This window comes from Mycolicibacterium komossense (assembly GCF_025822605.1).
In the GTDB taxonomy this organism is placed as follows: Bacteria; Actinomycetota; Actinomycetes; order Mycobacteriales; family Mycobacteriaceae; genus Mycobacterium; species Mycobacterium komossense.
Window position 1 is genome coordinate 1 of sequence record NZ_JACKTY010000017.1, and the last position, 607, is coordinate 607.

1 protein-coding gene is annotated in these 607 nt (G+C 68.2%); it reads left to right on the forward strand.

What is annotated here, in order from left to right; genetic code table 11:
* Positions 1–463 (forward strand): TetR-like C-terminal domain-containing protein (locus tag H7J73_RS06250; protein ID WP_264066404.1); only part of this gene is annotated, 463 nt, incomplete at its 5' end.
* Between the last annotated feature and the right edge of the window lie 144 nt (positions 464–607).

The window sequence follows — 607 nt, forward strand, 5'->3', positions numbered from 1 at the left end:
CCAGACCACCAAAACCGCGTTGTACCGCCGGTGGTCGAGTAAGGCGGAGTTGGTGCACGAAGCAGTGTTTCCGGCTGCCGCTGCCGCGACGGCGTTGACGACGCCGGCGGGCGACATTGCCGCCGACATCCGGGCGATGATCGGTGCCGCGCGCGACGTGTTCACCAGCCCGGTGATGCGTGCGGCGCTGCCCGGTCTGGTGGCCGACGTCGTGGCCGACACCGACCTCAATGCCCGGGTGATGCAGCGGTTCGCGGGAACCTTCGTCACGGTGCGCGCCCGAATCGTCGACGGGATCATGCGCGGCGAGGTGCAACCGGATGTCGACCCGGACCGTCTGGTGGAGCTGATCGGCGGGTCGACCATGTTGCGGATGCTGCTGTGGCCCGAGCGTGAGCTCGACGACGAGTGGGTGGCGCAGACGGCGGCGATCCTGGTGCACGGGGCCACCGTCAGCAAGTGAGGTCCGACGCCTTTACCTCAGCCTGAGGACAACCCTTCCGAGTGGTCCAGAGGCTGCATAGCCTGCGCTGACGTGACTCTTGCCGAACCCCGTTCAGTGACCACGCCGAGTGCGCGCACCGTCGCGTTGGGCAGTGCGGTCGGC